The sequence below is a fragment of the Hypericibacter sp. genome (genome assembly GCF_050729195.1).
Classification (GTDB): domain Bacteria; phylum Pseudomonadota; class Alphaproteobacteria; order Dongiales; family Dongiaceae; genus Hypericibacter.
Window position 1 is genome coordinate 1 of record NZ_JBOHKS010000282.1, and the last position, 16,352, is coordinate 16,352.

Below are 16,352 nucleotides of genomic sequence, written 5' to 3' on the forward strand. Positions count from 1 at the left end.
GTGCTGTACACATAGGCGCCCGGCGTGTGATAGGGCACCAGCTTGCCGTTTTCGTCGCGCTGGAAGGCGAAGGCCTCGAGCTCGAGCCCGACCTTGGGGGTCAAGCCCAGCGCCTGCCATTCCTTGACCGTCCGCTTCAGCAGGCTGCGGCCGCAGAGCCCGAGCGGGTTGCCGCTGGTCTCGTAGAGATCGGCCATCACCACCTTGGTGTTCGGCTCCCAGCCCTGGCGGATATCGTCGCCCTTATAGACCGCGTCCATGTCGGGCAGGCCTTCGAGCATCTTGCCGCCGGGTGCCGGCTGCATCTCCTTGTCATAGGTGACCGCGAAGGTGCCCTGGCAGAAGCGCGAGGAGCCGTCGCCGATCTTGCTGGCGGGGAGGTATTTCCCGCGCGCCAGGCTCAGATGGTCGCAGAACAGAAGCCGAAGCCGTTCGCCCGAGGGCATGTCTCTCTCCCTGACGTCTTTTTCGTTAGTGCAAGGCGATCCGCACCGGCAGCCGCTTGATGCCGCCGATGAAATTGGAACGCAGATATTCATGCGGGCCGGTCTGCTCGATGCGCGTCATCCGCTTCACCATCTCCTGCAGCAGGATCCGCACCTCGAGCCGCGCCAGCCACATGCCGAGGCAGATATGGGGGCCGCCCTGGCCGAAGGCGACATGGCGATTGGGCGTGCGCAGCAGATTGACCTCGAACGGATTGTCGAAGGCCTGCTCGTCGCGATTGGCGGAGACGAACCAGAGGATGACCTTGTCCCCTTCCTTGACCGTCTTGCCATGCATCTCGAAATCGCGCGTCGCGGTGCGGCGGAAATGCATGGTGGGCGAGGCCCAGCGGATGAACTCGTCGGGCGCCGTCTCCCAGATATTACCCTCGCCCGCCTGCAGCTGCTTCATCAGTTCGGGCCGGTTGGCGAGCGCGTAGAGCGAGGCCGCGATCGAATAGCGGGTGGTGTCGTTGCCGGCCGCCACCAGCAGGCAGAAGAAGTTGCGGAACTCGGTCTCGGAGATGACATTGCCATGAGCGTCGGGCTGCAGGATCAGATGCAGCACGCCGGAGGTATCGCCGCGGCGCTGCTTGTCCTGCATCAGCTTCTTGGCATAGTCGTAGAGATCGGCGCCTGCCGGCGAGCGGAAGGGCATGAAGCGGTAGGCGTCGGTATCGGCCTTGTCGAGCACATGCTCGGTAAATTCCGGATCGGTGTTGGCGATGAGCTGGTCGCCCTTCTCCACCAGCCAGTCGAGATCGGCCTCGGGCGTGCCCAGGATCTGGCCCAGCATGCGCATCGGCAATTGCCGCGCCACATCCTTGACGGCATCGAAGCTGCGCCGCTCCATCACATCGTCGAGAATCGAATCACAGATCAGGCGAATCTGCTCCTCGAACAGCGCCACCACCGGCTTGGAGAAGGCCTTGCTGACGAGGACGCGGGTGCGGGAATGGTCGGGCGGGTCGGTCTCCTGGAAGGTGCGGCGCGCCAGATATTCCTCATAGGTCTGGTCTTCCATGCGGATGCCGCGGGCCGAGCTCAGCAGCTCGAAATTCCGGTTGAGATCGAGCACATCCTGGTGGCGCGTGATGGACCAGAAGCCCTTCGCCCCCTTCATCTCGCTCCAGGCCAGCGGATCCTCGCGACGCAGTCGCGCGAAAGTGTTGTGCGGCGCGCCGTCCAGGAACGCGTCATGGTCCGAGAGATCGGCATGGCCGTCATCGGTGGGCGTGAAACTGGTCATCCGGCGATCCTCATGAAACCCCTCCCGGCCTAGCGCTCGATCGACGGCACCAGCGACTTGCCGCCGTTCCAGATCACGCCGATCTGGCGGTAATAGGCGCCGATCATCTCCTTCACCTCGAGCCGGGACAGCTCCTCGGTCGGAGAGTCGAACATCTCGAAATGATCGACCTTGGCCCGCCAGGGCTTGGCGCCCTCGAACTTCGCGCCGCCGGATTCGATCAGCTCGGCATGGACATCGCCCTTGCCGTCGATCGCCGGCAGCCAGCGATGATGCGCCATCGGATGGCCGTTGACGAAGCCGTTGCGCTCGGTGGGCTCGCTCAAGGTGATGACCGTCTCGGCGAGACGACGATCGTTGGCGGCCAAGGTGGCGCCAAAGCTGCCGCCCGCCGCCACCTGCGGCGCCGGCGCGAAGGGATGCGGGCGCGTCATATGGATCGAGCCGAACTTCTTCGGATAGCCCTGATGGATGCCGCGCAGCAACGCGAAATCCTTGTCGACCCAAATATAGAGGCAGCGCGAATAGACCCGGCCCTCGAAGGCGCAGCGCACCACCGCGAAGCACTCTTTATATTGCGCGCGGATGGGGTCCAGCAGCTCGGCCTTGGTGCCGCCGCAGGACTGCCAATCGGCCCAGATCAGCGCCACGGCGCCGGGGTCCTCGGGCGCCAGGGTCAGGGGTGCGGGCAGCAGCTCGGCCACCCACGCCGGGTCGGTCCGGTATTCGATGGTCAGGAGATCGCCCGAATAGAACCAGGGCGGTGGCGGCAGGAGCGAGGCCTGGCCGGTGGCGCTGCGGGGATAGAAGAAGCCTTGTTGCTTCGACATGGGGGATGACCTCAGGCGCCGGGCTTCTTGGGCGGACGGATGCCGCGGAACTCCCATTCGCCGCCCAGCGCGGTCGAGAGCACCTCTTCGGACTCCGACGGCTGGGCGCCGAGCTCGGTACGGATCGGCAGCGGCCCTTCGACGATACGGTTCGAGAGCCGTCCGAGCCCCTCCACGTCCACTTCGACAAGATCGCCCGGTTTCACGGGACGCGAGTTGGCCGGCGTGCCCGACAGCAGCACATCGCCCGGCTCCAGCGTGATGTTACGGGCGATGTCGGCCACCAGGTAATGCATGTCCCAGGTCATCTCGGCGGTGTTGCCGTCCTGCTTGATCTGGCCATTGACATAGGTGCGCAGATATTTGTTCCGGAAATCCCAGCCGGTGACGAGCCCGGGCCCCAGCGGGCAGAGCGTGTCGCTGCCCTTGACGCGCAGCATCGAGCCCGCATCGGTGTCGCGGAAATCATGCAGGCCGAAATCGTTGGCGACCGTGTAGCCGGCGATGTAATCGCCCGCTTCCGCCTGACTGACATTGCGGCAGCGCCGGCCGATGACGATCCCGACCTCGCCCTCATAATTCAGCCATTTGCAGTTCTTGGGCCGCACCACATCGCCGCGATGGGCATTGAGCGCCGAGGTCGGTTTCTGGAAATAGGTCGGTGTCGCTGACAGCTTGATCTGGAATTCCTTGACGCGGCTCACATGGTTGAGATGGACCGCGATCACCTTGGTCGGCACCGCCGGCGGCAGATGGATCGCCTCGGCGATCGCGACCCGCCTGCCATCGCGCGCCACCAGCTCCTCGCCCTGGCGCTCGGTCTCGACCACGGCGCCCGCCAGCAAGATCCGACGAAATTCCCGCGTCACATCCCTCTCCCTTCGATCCGCCTCATTCCGCCGCGCGGCGCCGGGCGTTCCAACCGTCTTTCGGCCGATCGAACCAGACATGGACCTGGCCGGTCCCGATCGCGTTCTCATAGTCGCTGAAGAGCCGGCCCGGCGCGGTGAAATTCTCCTCGCCCAGGGCCGCCGCCATCATCAGATAATGGCCGAAATTGGCCTCCGGCTTGAACCGGAGGAACTCCGGCATGGTGCGCAGCAGGCGGGCATGGTCGCCCGCCTTCATCCATTCGATCCGTTCGAGATCGGCCGCGGAATGGGCCGGACTGAAGATATGCTCGACCCCTGCCGCCTCATGCTCGCGCAGTTTCTGCAGCGGCCAGAATTTATGGCTCATCGCACCGGAGGCCAGCAGCACCACGCGACGATCGATGCCGGCAATGGTCTCGCGCAGCGCGCGGCCGACCCGCAGGAAATCCTCGCTCTCCGCCGTCTGGCAGCAGCTGACCGATAGCCAGGCTTCCTTGTCGCGCTGCATATATTTCAGCGGATTGACCGTCGCGTAATGGATCGGCAGGTAGGGGTCGTCGATCGCGGTGATCCAGGTGCCATGCTTGCGCGCGTTGGCGGACGCGGCCTTGGCGAAGGCCGGATCGCCGGGTGCGTCATAAGGCACCTGCGACATGCCGCGCGGCAGCTCGTCCGAGGTGAATTTCCCGTGGCGGCGCTCATGGCCGGTGACGAGGAACTCGACGGTCGAGAACCAATGAGAATCGAAAACGATCACGAGGTCATAGTCGAGCTTCGACAGCACCTCGCTGCGCAGCCGCTTGAACCCGTCGACCACACTGAAATCCTGGCCGTTATTGAGCTCATGGCGGATCTCCAGCGGCAGCATGACCGTGGGGACATGGGCGATCAGCCCACAGGCGACGACCTCACCCATTGTTCCTCCAGCCATTCGGCGCATAGACGCTGTTCTTGACGTCACAATAGAAATCGAACGACCAGCTGCCGCCTTCGCGACCGATACCCGACTTGCCATTGCCGCCGAAGGCCTGGCGCAGATCGCGCACGAAGAAGCAGTTGTTCCAGACCAGGCCTGCCGAGACCTGCGAGGTGACGCGTTCGGCGCGCTTCTCGTCGCCGGTCATGACGATCGCCGCCAGGCCATAGTCGGTGTCGTTGGCCATGGCGATGGCTTGCGTCTCGTCGCGGAAGGACTGCAGGCAGAGCACCGGCCCGAACACCTCCTCGCGAAGGATCTCGCTGCCGGCAGGCGGATCGACGAACAAGGTCGGGCAGTAATAGATCCCGCCAAGATCCGTGTTCGGGCCGCCACCCAGCGTGGGCTTCAGGCCCGATGCGGTCGCGCGCTGCACATAGCCGTCGACCCGCTCGAAATGCGGCCGGCTGATCTGCGGGCCGATATCGGTCGTCTCGTCGCGCGGATCGCCCTGGTGGATCGCCCTGGCCTTGGCGAGAAAGGCCTCGAGGAAACGCCCGCGGATGCTCTCCTCGACAAGAATGCGCGTGCCGGCGAGGCAGACCTGGCCGGCATTGTCATACTGGCCGACGGCCGTGTTCACCGCGAGGTCGAGATCGGCATCGGCAAACACCAGATAGGGCGACTTGCCGCCGAGCTCGAAGGAGAGCGGCACCAGGTTCTCGGCTGCCGAGGCCGCGATCTGCTTGGCGGTCGCCACCGAGCCAGTGAAGCTGAGGCGCCGGATCTTCGGATGGCGCGCCAGCGCGGCCCCCGCCTCGCGCCCGATCCCCTGCACGACGTTGAAGACGCCGTCCGGCAACCCTGCTTCGGCCGTGATATCGGCCAGGAGCGAAGCCGTCAGCGGCGCCCATTCCGGCGGCTTGTAGACGACGGTACAGCCAGCCGCGAGCGCCGGCGCGATGCGCCAGGTTCCCAGCATCAGGGGCGCATTCCAGGGCGTGATGATGGCCGCGACGCCGCTCGGATCCCAGCTCACATGATTGCGGTGATTGCGGACCTCGAAGTCGGCATGATCGAGCTGCAGCAGCCAGTCGGCGAAGAAACGGAAATTCATCGCCACGCGCGGCATCACCCCGCGGCGGTGCGAGCGCAGCAGCGAGCCATTGTCGCGCGTCTCGACCACGGCCAGAGATTCAACCTTGGATTCGACGATGTCGGCGATGCGGTGGAGCAGCCGCGCTCGCTCCTCGCGGCTGGTGCGCGACCAGGTCTTGAAGGCTTGGGAAGCTGCCGCGACGGCGTGATCGACCTCGGCAGCACCGGCCCGCGCCAGGGCCGCGATCGGCGTCTCGTCGATCGGCGAAATGCTCTCGAACCGTTCGGCGCTGTCGATGCGCCGCCCGCCGATCCAATGTCGGGTATCGACCTCCACGCCTTCGACCCGCGCAGACATGTCCGGCTCCAAAAATCGTTCGATGTCGAATAATCTGGCAAAGGCCCCCTTGAGTCAAGCCGGGGGTACGCTGCCGTCAAGGCTTGAGAAACCCCTAGCTGTCCTCGCCCACCGGACCGTCCATCTCGCCGATCGTCGCCAGGATCATGCGGATGGCGTCGGTCGCGGAATCCATCTGGCGCGCCGTCAGCTTGGCGACGATGCGGGTTTCCTCGGCATTGAACTTCGGAAAGAGCTTGCTGATCAGCTCCGTGCCGGCCGCGGTCAGATTGACGATGACGAGCCGGCGCTCCAGCTCGTTGGTCCGCCGCCGCAGCAGCTTCCGTCCCTCCAGCATATTGAGAATACTGGAAAGCGTGCTCTTCGCGACCCCGGCTTCGATCGCCAGCCGCCGCGTCTCGAGCTCGCCGAAGATCCAGAGGCACCAGAGCACAACGAAGGCCGACCAGTGGAGGTCCGGGTCCTTGAGGACGCTGCGCTCGAAATGCTGCCGGATGAAGCCCGAGGCGCGATGGATGTTCGAGACCAGCGCCATCGAATCGAGATTGATGCCGAGGCCCGCGACCCGCCGCTCGCCCAGGAGCTCCGCCAGCGGCTTCTGCGAGCGATGGCTCTGCATCTTCTTGCCGTTGGCCTTGCCGGCGCTATCCGGCCGTTTCACGGGGGCAATGGGCTTTGCTGCAGTGCGGCGTGACTTGGTCAAGGCGAACTCCCGATCGAGCATCGGCGCCGGTTATAGCATCGCCGAGCGAAACCGAAACAGCCGCGCTGATGTCTTCCCGGTTTTGCGGCCCGTCCCCTCCGACGGCTCTCTTGCTCCGGTTCAAGGTCTGTATTATCGTTCGACATCGAATGAACGACAAACACGCCGCGCGGGACCTTGAGGTCGTGCCGGAGCGTGTGATCCGGCCGAGGGGCGGATGGCCTCTTCCGTGCCGCAACAGCATAGCGGGGGATCGAGATTGTTCGGCCCCTTCGCGCGTGTCAGGGGAGGACAGCATGGCTCAATCGACGACAACCTCGGCCGGGGCGTCGCCCGACCGGCTCCGGCGCAACGCCCTGGGCGTGGCGGCCGTGACCTTCTTCGTGGTTTCGGCAGCCGCACCGCTGACGGCAGTCGCCGGCGGCTATCCGATCGCGATGCTGTTCGGCAACGGCCCCGGCGTTCCGGCCGCCGTGCTGGTCGTGACCTTGATCCTGCTGCTGTTCTCGGTCGGCTACACGACCATGGCCCGGCATATCTCGAATGCCGGCTCCTTCTTCGCCTTCACCTCCCGCGGTCTCGGCGGTCTCGCCGGCGGTGCCGCGGCCTACATCGCCATCCTTGCCTACAACACCATGCAGATCGGTCTTCTGGGCCTGTTCGGTGCCGTAACGGCGGGAACGCTGTCGGCCATCGTCGGCATCGACCTGCCCTGGTGGGTCTGGTCGCTGATCGCCATAGCGATCATCGCCGTGCTGGGCTATCGCCAGATCGACCTCTCGGCCAAGGTGTTGGCGGTGCTGGTCATCGCCGAGTACATCGCGGTCCTGATCCTCGATGCCACCATCCTGGGCGCTGGCGGCGCCGAGGGCATCAGCTTGACCAGCTTCACGCCCGACGCCTTCTTGAGCGGCTCGACCACCATCGGCATGCTGCTCTGCTTCGCGGCCTTCATGGGCTTCGAGGCCACCACCATCTACAGCGAAGAGGCGCGCGATCCGGAGCGGACCGTCCCGCGGGCGACTTATCTTTCAGTGCTGCTGATCGGCGTCTTCTACACCATCTCGACCTGGTGCATGGTCCTTGCCACCGGTCCGGATAAGCTGCTGCCGACGCTGCAGGGCCTGCAGGACCCGACCAGCTTCGTGTTCGGCCTCTCGGATCAGTATGCAAACTCGACGCTCACCACGATCATGATGCTGCTCATGATCTCCAGCGTCTTTGCAGCACTCCTCGCCTTCCACAACGCCGCCGCCCGCTACTTCTATGTGCTCGGCCGCGAGGGCCTGCTGCCGGTGGGCCTCGGCAAGACCCACGCCACCCATCAGAGCCCGCATCTCGGATCTGCCCTGCAGACGGTGCTCGCCGTGATCGTGCTGGCCATCTTCGTCATCACCGGCCAGGACCCGGTCCTCGCGCTCTTCACCTGGCTGACCAATGTCGCGACCTTGAGCGTCATCGTGCTGATGGCCTTGGCCTCTTTTTCCGTCATCGCTTTCTTCAAGCGTTCGCAAGAGTTGGAGACCTCGGGCTTCAAGACCATGCTGGCGCCGCTGGTGGCCGGCGTCATTCTGGCCATCATCGCGGTTCTGGTGGTGATTCACTTCGATGCGCTCACAGGCGCTCAACCGGCTTTGGCGATCGGCCTTCCGATGCTGGTGCCGGCGGCGGCGGTGTTGGGCATCATTGCGGCGGCACTTCTCAAGAACAACTCGCCGGCGCGCTTCGCCCAGCTCGGCGCCCATCAATCGGGGAAATAACCTTGCGGCAATAAGCGACGACATCAGGCCAGGGGCACCCGCCCCTGGCTTTTTTCGTCCCACGACGGATCGCCGAAACGGGAGCCCTGCGAATGGCCATCGCCGATCAGATCACCGTCGAGGCGCTCGACGAGGACCCCTACCCGATCTATGCCCGGCTGCGGCGCGAGGCGCCGGTCGCCTGGGTCCCGGCCGCCAATGTCTGGTTCGTGACCCGCTGGCAGGATGTCGAGTTCGTCAGCAAGAATACGGGCCTGTTCGCGGCCGAGGTGCCGAGCTCACCGGTCGAGCGTTCCATGGGCAAGCCGACCATCCTGACCAGCGACGGCCCGGTGCATGGCGAGCTGCGGCGCGGCTTCGACACGAAATACAAACCGCGTACCGTCGCCGACTATATCGACGGGCTGGCGAACCCGATCATCGAGGACCATCTCGACCGCTTTGCGCCGCAGGGCCATGCCAATCTCATCGCCGACTATTTCGAGCCGGTCTCGAGCCTCTGTCTCGCCCGCTCGCTGGGTTTCGGCCATGTCGATGCGGAAACGCTGCTGCGCTGGTTCCATGGGCTCGCCATCGGCGCCGCCAATTACGAGAACGACCCGGCAAAATTGGCGATTTCGGACCCGATCAACAGAGAGGTCGAGGCCGTCATCGTTCCGATCTTCGAACGCCTGGAGCGCGAGCCGGACGGGTCGGCGATGTCCCATATGCTTCATGACGGCATGCCGTCCGGGCAGACCCGCCCGCGCGCGCTCCTGCTGCCCTCCATCAAGGTCGCGCTCCTGGGCGGCATGCAGGAGCCCGGCCATGGAGCCGCCTCGACGCTAGTCGCCCTTTTGTCCGATCATGCGCAATATGCGGCGCTGAAGGCCGACTTCGAGACGTTGCTGCCCAAGGCGGCGGATGAAGGCCTGCGCTGGATGGCGCCCATCGGAACCCAGATGCGCCGGGCCACCCAGGACATGGAACTGGGAGGGATCGCTATTCCTGCGGACGCGCCGGTCGCCTCGGTCATTTCCTCGGCCTGCCGCGACGAGGCCCGCTATCGCGATCCGGACCGGTTCGACATCCACCGCACCGAGACCGGCCATGCCGCCTATGGCTTCGGCTCGCATTTCTGCGCCGGGCGCTGGTTCGCCCAGCGTCTCGTGATCTCGCTGCTGCGCTCCCTCCTGCAGCGGCTTCCCGACCTGGCGCTGGTGCCGGAGAAACCGCCGCGGTTCCGCGGCTGGGAGTTCCGGGCCCCGACCTCGCTCCATGTGACCTTCACGCCGAAGTGACCTTCAGGCCGAGCTGAAGCGTAAAAGAAAACCGCGACGGCCGGGGCCGTCGCGGTTCCTTCAGTTCGCCGGCCGGAGGTCTAGCCTCCGAGGCGTCGCGGTCATGCCTCAGTTCAGCCCGAGCTTGCCGCGGAGCTGCGACAGATCCTCGGCCAGCGTGTTGACCGCGCCGGCGAGAATCTTGCGGTCCGCATCGGTCAGCTTGTCATAGAGCTCGAAGCCGTCGCCCTTCTTGTATTTCGCGAGGGTCGTCTCGAGCGTCTGGAAATTGGCATCGACCTTCGCCACGAAGGCCGGATCGTCCTTGGCGACCAGCGGACGGAACAGCTCGAAGATCTTGCGCGAGCCGTCGAAATTGCCCTGGAAGTCGTAGAGATCGGTGTGGCTGTAGCGGTCTTCCTCGCCCGAGATCTTCGTCGCGGCGACTTCCTCCATCAGCGCGGCAGCGCCACCGACGACCTTGTCCGGCGGGAAGGTCAGCTCGGCGATGCGCTTGTTGAGCTCGTTCACGTCGGCCATCAGCTTGTCGGCGATGGGGGCCAGATCCTTGGTGCTGTTCTGCGCCCAGAGCCCGTATTCGATGCGGTGGAAACCGGGGAAGCCCGGATCGGCTTCCGCATGCTCGTAATCGTCGGCGCGCGAATCGATCGCCACGTCGAGATCGCTGAACAGCTCCGCGACCGGCTCGATCGCCTCATAGCTCATGCGGGCCGGGCCGAACAGCGCTTTGGCTTTCTCGATGTCGCCGGCCTTGACCGCATCGGTGAAGGCCTTGGTGTCGGCCACCAGCTTCTGCAGCTTCTCGGACACGTAGATCTTGTATTCGGAGACCGGCCCGACGAGGTCCATCGGCGCCACGGCGGCACGCGCGGATCCCGCCATGCTGCCCAGCGCCAAGGCCAGGCCCACGGCCATGAGAGGAAGGCGTAACGTCATATCGATAGCTCCTGTCTTCTGATGAGTGTTGTCAGTTGCCGGGCTGTGCAGCGCCGGCAGCTTCGAGCAGTGTCCGGCCCAAGAAATCCCTCTCATTGGCGACGCCGGGCAGGGTGTAGAAGAATCCGCCGCCGACTGGCTTGATGTATTCCTCGAGCGGCTCGCCAGCGAGCCGCTTCTGGACCGAGATGAACCCCTTCTCCAGGTCCGACTGATAGGCGATGAACAGCAGCCCCTGATCGAGCTGTCCCGACTTCGTGACGCCGTTCGAATAGTTGAAGGGACGGCGCAGGATCAGATTGGCTTCGGATCCATGGGTGCGCGGGTTGGCCATGCGGATATGCGCATCGAGCGGCGTGACCTTGCCTTCGGGATCGCCGGCGTAGTCGGGCACGTCATGCTCGGTCCCGCCCTGCATCGGGGCTCCGGTCCCCTTGTGGCGTCCGATGATGTTTTGCTGCTCCTGCAGCGGCGTGCGATCCCAGCGCTCGACGAAATTGCGGATGATGCGGACCGCCTGATAGGTGCCGTTCGTGGCCCAGCCCGGCTCGTCGCTGTCCGGCTGCACCCAGACGATGCGCTCCATCAGATCGGAATCCTGCGGGCTGGGATTGGCCGACCCATCGCGGAAACCGAGGAAATTGCGGGCGCTTTGCGGCGGCACGCCCGACTGCACCGGCAAAGGGGGCACGGAACCTTCCTGCTTCCAGCGCAACAGCAGCAGATCGGGCAGCTTTTTCACGATGTCGCGCAGCGCGTGGATGTTGGTATCGGCCGTGTTGGACGAGATCTGCAGCGACAGGTCGCCATGGCAGAGAGAGGCGTCGAGTGCGTCATTGGGAAAGCTCGTCATCCGGACGAGACGCGCCGGCTTGAGGCGCTTCAGTCCGAACCGATCGTCGAACAGCGACGAACCGACCGAAACGGTGATGGTCAGATTGTCCGGGGACACCACCGGCCCGAGGATGCCGTTATCCGCCGGCGGCAGTTTCGGATCGAGCGATGGCGGCTCGCCGCCTTGGGTCAGGAACGCGATGCGCTCGGTCAGCGTCTGGAACATCCGCACCAGGTCGGCCGGCGTCGCCGCCAGAGCGTCGAAGCTGGCGATCATGCCGTTGGTGGGCCGGTGCGTGACGATGCCGGATTGGCGCAGCCCATAGAAGGGCTGGCGCTCCTGCGTTTTGTCGCTGACCGGCGCGTTGGTGACGCTTTCGCTGTCGGCCGAGGCCGGAGTTCCGGCCATCAGGCTGCCGGTGAGAGCGCCACCGGCGGCACCCAACCCGATCAGGACACGGCGTCGACTTGTAGAGAGGGGGCTTGTCGAGGTGGGGTCGGCCGAAGTCGGTTCGTTGGATTTGCGATCTTTCATCTCATCGCCTCCATAGCGCTCATTCCAATCCAAGAGCGGCATTGACCTTGGTGATCTCCGCGGCGAGCGCGCGCATCTGGTCGGCGATCGCCGCCCGGTCCGCGTCGCTCAGCCGGTCGTAAGATGGGTACTGGTCCTGTTGCTTGAAGCTGGCGAGCTTGGCCAAGGTCGCGTCGAACTGCGTGTCGAGGCTCTTGGCCAGATCCGGGTTGGCCTTCTCGGTCAGGGGCCGCAGCAGCGTCACGATCTTGCGGCTCCCTTCGACATTGGCCTGGAAGTCCGCCAGATCGCTGTGGCTGTAGCGATCCTCGTCGCCCGCGGCGGCACTGTCGGCGACCTTGCTCAGCAGCCGCGCGGCGCTGTCCGCCATCTTCTCCGGCGGAACCTGCAGCTGGCGCACCCGCTGCTGGAGCGCCGTCACATCGGTCAGGAGCTTGTCGGCGATGGGCGCCAGACCGTCGGTGCTGTTCTTCGCGAAGAGGCCATATTCGAGCCGGTGGAAGCCGCCGAAGGCGGGATCGTCTTCCTGCTTCTCGAAATAGACCGCGCGCGCATTGATCGCGGTATCGAGATCGGCAAACCGGTCGGCCACCGGCTCGAGATGCATGTAAGCGGCGCGGGCCGGGCTATACAGCGTCTTGGCGAGCTCGACGTCGCCGGCCTTGATCGCGTCGGTGAATGCTTGCGTCGCCGCGACCAGCGCGCCCGATTCAAGCACGAGATAGACCTTGTACTCGGCCAGCGGGCCGATGAAGGCGACCATCGAGGGCTTGGCGGCTTCGGCGATGGAGGCGGCCGAGGGTGTCACATGGAGCTTGCCGCGGGGATTGCTGAGCAGACCACAGGTGATCGCATAGTCGCCCGGCGCGACCTTGGCGGTGACGGTCCGGCTCAGGCCCGGCGTGATGTTCTCACGCTCGGCAATCACATAGACGCCGTCGAGGATTTCCCATTCGACGGTGCGGCTCGATTTATTGACGATCTCGAAGCTGGCCGGACCCGCTGGCACCGTGATCTCATTGGGGTCGCAGCTCGCATCGGTGATGGTGACCGTAATCGCATTGCCGGGCGTCGACGAATGTTTCGCCGCCTGCGAGGCGACATAGAAAATGACGCCGGCGACGATCACCAGGACGAGCGCGCCGACAATGGCGAGCTTCATCAGCGTCTGATGGGAGGGGCCGGGAGTCGGAGCAGAAGATTTGGTCGCCATGGCGAGGGGTCTGGTCTTTCCGTCAACGGTTCGGCTGGTTGGTGGGAAGGGCGGCCTGGCGGACCATCGGGGGCGACAGGAACAGGAACAGCGTGACCGCCAGGAAAGCCACATAGGCGATGACGGCACCCAGGCTTGGCGCGTCCTGATAGCCGAAGAAGCCGGCAAAGATCGTGCCCAGCGGGCTGTCCATCGGCAGGGTGTCGCTCAGATCGAAAACGATGGCCTGGAGATGGTTCCAGATCCCCGCCTCATGCAACGAGCGCAACGCGCCGGCGAGAATTCCCGCCGCGACGATGAGCACGAAGACGCCCGTCCAGCGGAAGAAGCGGCGCAGATCGAGCTTCACACCACCCACATAGATGCCATAGCCGAGCGCGACGGCGACCAAGACGCCCAGAAGCGCGCCGAGCGGCGCGGCACTGCCGGTGCTCTGCTGGAAGATCGCGAGCAGGAAGAAGACCGATTCCACACCCTCGCGCGCGACCGCGAAGAAGATCATGGCAATGAGCGCCCAGCCCTGCCCGCTCGTATGAGCGAGCGCCGCATCGACCGAGGCATGGAGCGAGGCCTTGATCGAGCGTGAGACCTTGCGCATCCAGAACACCATCGAGGTCAGCACGGCGACCGCGACGAAGCCGATGATCGCCTCGAACAGCTCCTGGATCTTCTGCGGGAACTCGGCGCTGGCGAATTGCAGCCCGGCGCCGATGAAGAGCGACATCGCGACGGCGAGGAGGATTCCGACCCAGACCACCGGCATCCAGGCGCCACGGCCGGTCTGTCTCAGATAGCTCGCGATCAGGCCGACGATGAGCGCGGCCTCGATGCCCTCGCGCAGCATGATCAGAAATGGGATTAGCATTGAGACGCACTCGCAACGCGACCGCGGAGCGCCCCCTCGATATGATCAGCGCCCGGCCCGTATTCTAAGAACGCTTATCATTCGCATACGCAACAAGCAATGGGAAGGCAGGATAATTTTGCCTTTTATGTCAAAATGTTAATGGGCTTCCTGCGCTGCCCGAAGAGGAGCGTGACGGCACTTCCGGCATCGGAAGATCGGTCAGGGAGCCATCCCCTTTTGGCCGTTTGCGAATCCCTGTCCGACTTCTGGGCCGGCTCCCGCCGCTCGCTCAGGTCCTGACCGACAATCCGTTGTCGACGAACAGCGTCTCGCCATTGATGAAGCTGGCATCCTCGCTCGCCAGGAACAGCACCGCGCGGGCGATCTCGACCGGCTCGCAGATCCTCCCCTGCATGTCGATGATGTCGGTCTCGCTGACATTGACGCCATAGCCGCGCAGCGCGTCGATCTCGCGAAGCCCGTGGCCGGTGCGGATGAAACCCGGACAGACGGCATTGCAGCGGATGTTCTGGTCGCGATATTCGGTGGCGATCGCCTTGGTGAAGACATGGCAGGCGCCCTTGGTCGAGCAATAGGCGACCTCCATCGGCGTCGCCAGGATCGCCGAGACCGAGGAGGTGTTGACCACCACGCCCTTCCCCTTCTTCAGCATTCCCGGAATGACCGCGCGCGTCATGAAGAACATGGAATGGACATTGATGTCGAAGAGACGCTTCCACTCGACCGTGGTGGTCTCGTGGAACGGCTTCACGATGGTGGTGCCCGCATGGTTATGCAGCACATCGACCGGGCCGAAATGCTCGGCCGCCTGACGAATCGCCGCGGTGACGGCGTCCTCGCTGGAGACGTCCGCCTCGATCATCAACGCCGGGGCGCCGGACTTGGTGAGCTCGGCCGCCAGATCGCGACCGACCTGCCCCAGGATATCGACGATCGTGACCTTGGCCCCTTCGGCCGCGAACAGCCGCGAGGCCTCGCCGCCCACGCCGGCGGCCCCACCCGAGATCAGCACATGGCGACCTTCGAAACGCTTGCCCGTCATGACGTCAGAACTCCCCCTTGAAATCCACCAGCGGCGCCTGGCGCGCCCCTCGCCCGTTCCGGGGCAAGAGACACCAGCCGGCGGCGAAATGGCAAGGGGCAACCGACCGGGGGATCGCCGCGCAAGCCTTTGGTCCGCTTGATCTCTCCGATCGGCTGCGCCAGCTTAGCCTGGTCATGTATCGCCTCCCCACCACCGCCACGGCCCCCTTCTGCCCGTCGGAAGTCCGCGGCTCGATCTTCATCGATCCGAGCCTCGCGCTGTGGCGCCGGATGCTGCGCTTCGCCGGGCCAGGCCTGCTCATCTCGGTCGGCTATATGGACCCCGGCAATTGGGCGACCGATATCGCCGCCGGCTCCCAGTTCGGCTACAGCCTGCTCTTCGTCGTGGTGCTGTCGAGCCTCGCCGCGATCCTGCTCCAGACCCTCTGCGTGCGTCTCGGCATCGCTTCCGGCAAGGATCTGGCGCGGGCCTCGCGCGAGCGCTACCGCCCCGCCGTCTCGAACGGCATGTGGATCCTGGCCGAGATCGCGATCGTCGCCTGCGACGTCGCCGAGGTGCTGGGCTGCGCGCTCGCCTTGAAGCTCCTGCTGGGCGTTCCGCTCGCCTGGGGCGTGGTGCTGACAGGGCTGGATACGCTGATCGTGCTGGGGCTGCAGGGACGCGGCTTCCGGCGGCTCGAAGCCATCGTCTTCGGGCTGATCGCCACCATCGCCATCTGCTTCCTGGTCGAGCTGATCCTGGTCGGGCCCGATCTCGGCCTGATCCTCACCGGGTTGGTGCCTTCGGTCTCGGCTCTGGAACATAGCGACGCGCTCTACATCGCCATCGGCGTGCTGGGCGCCACGGTGATGCCGCACAATCTCTATCTCCATTCCTCGATCGTGCAGACCCGGCTCACCGGCGAGACCGTGACGGCCAAACGCGGCGCGATCCGGCTCGCGACTTATGACGTCACCGGCTCGCTGCTGCTGGCCCTCCTCGTCAATGCCGCGATCTTGATTCTCGCCGCCGCGGCCTTCCACGAGACCGGCGCCACGGCCGTGTCCGATATCGAGGATGCCTATCGCCTGCTGGAGCCCATCGCCGGAACGGTCATGGCGAGCCTGTTGTTCGGCATCGCCCTCCTCGCCTCCGGCCAGAGCTCCACCTTCACCGGGACCATTGCCGGCCAGGTGATCATGGAAGGCTTCATCGATCTCAAGATCCCCTGCTATCAGCGCCGCCTGATCACCCGCGGCCTCGCCCTCATCCCGGCCCTCGCCGGCGTGCTCGCCATGGGCGAGCATTCGGTCGGGCGCCTCCTGGTGCTGAGCCAGGTGGTGTTGAGCGCGCAGCTGCCCTTCGCGATCTATCCGCTGATCCGCCTCACC

15 protein-coding genes are annotated in these 16,352 nt (G+C 65.1%); 3 read left to right on the forward strand and 12 right to left on the reverse strand.

All coding sequences use genetic code 11. The features are described 5' to 3' along the window. The 7 genes from ACREE8_RS23250 to ACREE8_RS23280 all read right to left on the reverse strand — a co-directional run. On the reverse strand, nt 1–446 hold a 446-nt coding region (locus tag ACREE8_RS23250), incomplete at its 3' end, for a hypothetical protein (RefSeq protein WP_431575402.1). 25 nt (nt 447–471) lie between these two features. Beyond that, nucleotides 472–1,734, reverse strand: a complete 1,263-nt coding sequence (locus tag ACREE8_RS23255) for a cytochrome P450 (protein ID WP_431575403.1) — start codon at nt 1,732–1,734, stop codon at nt 472–474. A gap of 29 nt (nt 1,735–1,763) precedes the next feature. Further along, complete coding sequence (locus ACREE8_RS23260; protein WP_431575404.1) at nt 1,764–2,564, reverse strand: acetoacetate decarboxylase family protein; 801 nt, start codon at nt 2,562–2,564, stop codon at nt 1,764–1,766. A gap of 11 nt (nt 2,565–2,575) precedes the next feature. Then, complete coding sequence (locus tag ACREE8_RS23265) at nt 2,576–3,433, reverse strand: fumarylacetoacetate hydrolase family protein (protein WP_431575405.1); 858 nt, start codon at nt 3,431–3,433, stop codon at nt 2,576–2,578. Between the two features lie 22 nt (nt 3,434–3,455). Beyond that, complete coding sequence (locus ACREE8_RS23270; RefSeq protein ID WP_431575406.1) at nt 3,456–4,352, reverse strand: hypothetical protein; 897 nt, start codon at nt 4,350–4,352, stop codon at nt 3,456–3,458. Further along, complete coding sequence (locus ACREE8_RS23275) at nt 4,345–5,808, reverse strand: aldehyde dehydrogenase (protein WP_431575407.1); 1,464 nt, start codon at nt 5,806–5,808, stop codon at nt 4,345–4,347. Before ACREE8_RS23275 ends, ACREE8_RS23270 begins: the two co-directional genes overlap by 8 nt. 94 nt (nt 5,809–5,902) lie before the next feature. After that, nucleotides 5,903–6,469 (reverse strand): MarR family winged helix-turn-helix transcriptional regulator, encoded by a 567-nt coding sequence (locus ACREE8_RS23280; protein WP_431575408.1) that lies wholly within the window; start codon nt 6,467–6,469, stop codon nt 5,903–5,905. Nucleotides 6,470–6,807: 338 nt separating this feature from the next. Here ACREE8_RS23280 and ACREE8_RS23285 point away from each other — a divergent pair, with 338 nt between their 5' ends. Next, complete coding sequence (locus ACREE8_RS23285) at nt 6,808–8,271, forward strand: APC family permease (RefSeq protein WP_431575409.1); 1,464 nt, start codon at nt 6,808–6,810, stop codon at nt 8,269–8,271. A 92-nt stretch (nt 8,272–8,363) separates the two neighbouring features. Continuing rightward, nucleotides 8,364–9,551 carry a cytochrome P450 gene (locus ACREE8_RS23290; RefSeq protein ID WP_431575410.1) on the forward strand — a complete coding sequence of 396 codons (1,188 nt, stop codon included), beginning with the start codon at nt 8,364–8,366 and terminating at the stop codon, nt 9,549–9,551. A gap of 108 nt (nt 9,552–9,659) precedes the next feature. Here the strand turns inward: ACREE8_RS23290 and efeO (ACREE8_RS23295) are convergent, their stop codons facing one another. From efeO (ACREE8_RS23295) to ACREE8_RS23315, 5 genes are all read right to left on the reverse strand, one after another. Beyond that, nucleotides 9,660–10,583, reverse strand: coding sequence for an iron uptake system protein EfeO (efeO, locus tag ACREE8_RS23295; RefSeq protein ID WP_431575411.1), 924 nt, complete (start codon nt 10,581–10,583; stop codon nt 9,660–9,662). Next, nucleotides 10,519–11,856 carry an iron uptake transporter deferrochelatase/peroxidase subunit gene (efeB, locus tag ACREE8_RS23300; protein WP_431575412.1) on the reverse strand — a complete coding sequence of 446 codons (1,338 nt, stop codon included), beginning with the start codon at nt 11,854–11,856 and terminating at the stop codon, nt 10,519–10,521. Before efeB ends, efeO (ACREE8_RS23295) begins: the two co-directional genes overlap by 65 nt. A gap of 19 nt (nt 11,857–11,875) precedes the next feature. Then, nucleotides 11,876–13,018, reverse strand: coding sequence for an iron uptake system protein EfeO (gene efeO, locus ACREE8_RS23305; protein WP_431575413.1), 1,143 nt, complete (start codon nt 13,016–13,018; stop codon nt 11,876–11,878). 73 nt (nt 13,019–13,091) lie between these two features. Continuing rightward, nucleotides 13,092–13,934 carry an iron uptake transporter permease EfeU gene (gene efeU, locus ACREE8_RS23310; RefSeq protein WP_431575414.1) on the reverse strand — a complete coding sequence of 281 codons (843 nt, stop codon included), beginning with the start codon at nt 13,932–13,934 and terminating at the stop codon, nt 13,092–13,094. 271 nt (nt 13,935–14,205) lie between these two features. Further along, entirely contained in the window at nt 14,206–14,979 is a 774-nt protein-coding gene (locus tag ACREE8_RS23315) for an SDR family NAD(P)-dependent oxidoreductase (protein WP_431575415.1), read from the reverse strand. A 176-nt stretch (nt 14,980–15,155) separates the two neighbouring features. Between ACREE8_RS23315 and ACREE8_RS23320 the strand changes: the two genes are divergently transcribed. Continuing rightward, nucleotides 15,156–16,352 (forward strand): Nramp family divalent metal transporter (locus tag ACREE8_RS23320; protein WP_431575416.1); only part of this gene is annotated, 1,197 nt, incomplete at its 3' end.